The organism is Candidatus Margulisiibacteriota bacterium, assembly GCA_028706105.1.
GTDB lineage: Bacteria > Margulisbacteria > Riflemargulisbacteria > GWF2-35-9 > DYQY01 > DYQY01.
In genome coordinates this window covers 1-2,543 of sequence record JAQWCF010000147.1, presented here as the reverse complement: position 1 = coordinate 2,543, position 2,543 = coordinate 1, and the positions used below count along the sequence as shown (strand labels likewise).

At 36.1% G+C, this 2,543-nt stretch carries 7 protein-coding genes; all 7 read right to left on the bottom strand.

All coding sequences use genetic code 11. The features are described 5' to 3' along the window. A partial coding sequence (locus PHF25_09505) for a hypothetical protein (protein ID MDD4528243.1) occupies nt 1-197 on the bottom strand: 197 nt, incomplete at its 3' end. Then, the gene (locus PHF25_09500; protein ID MDD4528242.1) at nt 190-450 is read right to left on the bottom strand and encodes a hypothetical protein; all 261 of its coding nucleotides are present in this window, start codon (nt 448-450) and stop codon (nt 190-192) included. The genes PHF25_09500 and PHF25_09505, both read right to left, overlap by 8 nt. Nucleotides 451-802: 352 nt before the next feature. Then, nucleotides 803-1,075 carry an AsnC family protein gene (locus tag PHF25_09495; GenBank protein MDD4528241.1) on the bottom strand — a complete coding sequence of 91 codons (273 nt, stop codon included), beginning with the start codon at nt 1,073-1,075 and terminating at the stop codon, nt 803-805. After that, the gene (locus PHF25_09490) at nt 1,065-1,328 is read right to left on the bottom strand and encodes an AbrB/MazE/SpoVT family DNA-binding domain-containing protein (protein MDD4528240.1); all 264 of its coding nucleotides are present in this window, start codon (nt 1,326-1,328) and stop codon (nt 1,065-1,067) included. The genes PHF25_09495 and PHF25_09490 overlap by 11 nt, the downstream gene beginning before the upstream one ends. A 2-nt stretch (nt 1,329-1,330) precedes the next feature. Then, entirely contained in the window at nt 1,331-1,978 is a 648-nt protein-coding gene (locus PHF25_09485) for a hypothetical protein (protein MDD4528239.1), read from the bottom strand. A 138-nt stretch (nt 1,979-2,116) separates the two neighbouring features. Further along, nucleotides 2,117-2,326 carry a hypothetical protein gene (locus PHF25_09480; GenBank protein ID MDD4528238.1) on the bottom strand — a complete coding sequence of 70 codons (210 nt, stop codon included), beginning with the start codon at nt 2,324-2,326 and terminating at the stop codon, nt 2,117-2,119. Then, nucleotides 2,323-2,543, bottom strand: a 221-nt coding sequence (locus PHF25_09475; protein MDD4528237.1) for a hypothetical protein, incomplete at its 5' end; no start/stop codon positions are given. The genes PHF25_09480 and PHF25_09475, both read right to left, overlap by 4 nt.

Below are 2,543 nucleotides of genomic sequence, written 5' to 3'. Positions count from 1 at the left end.
GCCATAAGCTTTTCCAACCCTATTTTGTTTAGAGCTTTCTTCCCATTCTGGTTGTAAGTATCGTCTTCAATACTTATTTTAACTGTGTTAATTGCTAATTTGTATATGTCCGGAAAGTCTTGCATTGTTTGCACCGGTACTAATACATTGAATTTCTTATCATCATAATTTTTCAAAACTTCTAATGCGTTACTCATTGTTTTTTTCTTCCTCCTTGAGTCTTATTATTTTTTCAAAATACTTAATCGCTTCATCCGCCTTTTTTTCTGCATCTTTTTCATCTAAATACAACTCGAAATGTTTGTCATATTCGTAATTTTCATACCAGCCTTTTAAACAAATACAGATCCTTATAACTTCAACATGAGAACTGTAGTTAAAAAAAACATCTATACCTTTTTGCTTTGCCATAAATAGAAGTTCCAATAACTTAAATATTTTTTCTTTCATCTCCACCTCCCTTAAATCTATTGCAAATTCTTAAGCAGTTGATGTCAATTTTTCTCTTAGGTCTTTCATTATCTGTGCAACTTTCCTGTCTGCAGCTTAGACAATCCCTGCACCGTACCTGCATTGCCTTTCGAGCTGCCGGGGCGTCCTCTGCTTTTATCAGCTGTTTGTCTTTTCCGCTTCCAAGTACGACAAACTTATTCAAGCACCTACATCGAAATTCCCTTTGGTTTGTAATGTGCAGCTCCGTCCCGCAAACGGGACAGAGCATTATTAATTTTTTATTGTTGTATCTTGCCATCTTTACACCTCGACTTCTCTCTGGTATAATTCAATAAGGTTAAATTATATTTTAGCTTGCCGCTTCTGTTACAGCAGAGCGGTTTTTTTTATGTTCTTTATAATATTTCATGCGTCTATAAGCAGCTGACTCAGAGATGCCATACATCTCACCTATCTCTTTAAATGTAATTCCATCCTCTCTATACTTGAGCATGTCTAAAGTATCATTATCGTTTAGAGCTGAGCTTACTTTTCTGCTTCCTTCGTTTAGCATTTTAAAGCTTGTTTCAGGCGGCACCTTGAGCAATATTGCTACTACAAGCGCATACCAGTTATCTTCCATAACTCGCCTTTATGTTACTTACACATTTCCTGCATACAATTTTCTCTTTGAATTTTAATAATTCGCCTGGATTATCCTCTTCACAAAATACGCAGCTCACTTGAGGTTCATATTTTTTTAGAACGATATTTTCTTCATCGGTGAATATCTCTAAAGGATCACCTTCTTGAATGTCATAACTTCTCCTCAGTTCCTTAGGAATTACAATTCTTCCTAAGTCATCAATTTTTCTAACTATTCCTGTTGCCTTCATGATTATCCCTCCCAAATTATTTTTAACAGTTGTAATGTTATTTTTGCCAGCTCGTAATATTGCTGCGGTGTTAGAGTATCTACTACGTCATAATCAATCGGTAGGTCCTCAGGCTCCGGTTCTTGCAGAGGTAGAACTTCTTTAATCTCCTCAATGTTTTGATGTGTTTCTTCTTTAAGCTTTTCAATGATTTCTTTTGGCCCTACCTTAATTGGTTCTATTGTTTTTTCTATACGACCGTCATAGTAATCGATTACTTCATCAACAAGTTTATCAATACTTTTCTTTGTTTCTTCTTTTATAGGTTCTTTTGTATGCTCTGGCACTTCTTTAACCTCTACTTTCTTATTAGACTTTTTCCTGCTATTAGGCGGTAATCCCTTTGCTCGTAAAAACGTTGATACTTGACTTTGTGCTACTTTTAATTCTCTTCCAATTGCACTGTCGCTTAACCCTTGATTATATAAATCTACTATTCTATCTTTCATTAGATCTGTCATAGTGTTTAAATATCCTCCTTCTTCCAAGATTTTTTCAACTTCAAATGTCCTTAACCCTGTTAATTGGCACAATATTTCTATCTGCCTATCTTTGTTTTTTGCATCCTTATAAAGCATTCGAATTTCTGATTTTGTGTAACCATTTATCACCTTCCTTCCCCCTTTTCAATCTTATAGGTTCGTTGTTTTTAATTTTCGAGCTGCAATGCGGGCATATGTAGTTACTCATGTTAATCTTGTTGCTCACATTCCATACTTCACCGCATAGCGTGCAGTAAAGATAGACTTTCATTTTAAGCTATCAGCTCCTAATACCTCTGTCATTCGTTCTTTGTATTTTTGTAGGGCATCTATCACGGAGTCGATGTCGGAGTGTTTTACCGGCACTCGTAGTATGCTGCCGTAACTGCTTAAATACATAAAAGCATAATCTTTATCAAAAGATGTATCCAAATGGACCTCAACCCTTTTATCCTCTGATACTACTGATAGATTCATTCAGCCGCCTCCAGCTCCTTCATCAGCTGGTCGAGCCTTTCATTACAGCGCTTAATCTTTTTCTGTGCTGCGCTATAGGCTCTTCCTACTTTAAATATCTCAGCTTCTATTTCATCTTTTGTCCTCTCTGCCGGTAGCAATATCTGTTCCTTTATTGCCTTCACCTTTGGGATTGTTATTCCTAATCTGCTTCTGGCTGCATGTACATCAGTTAATT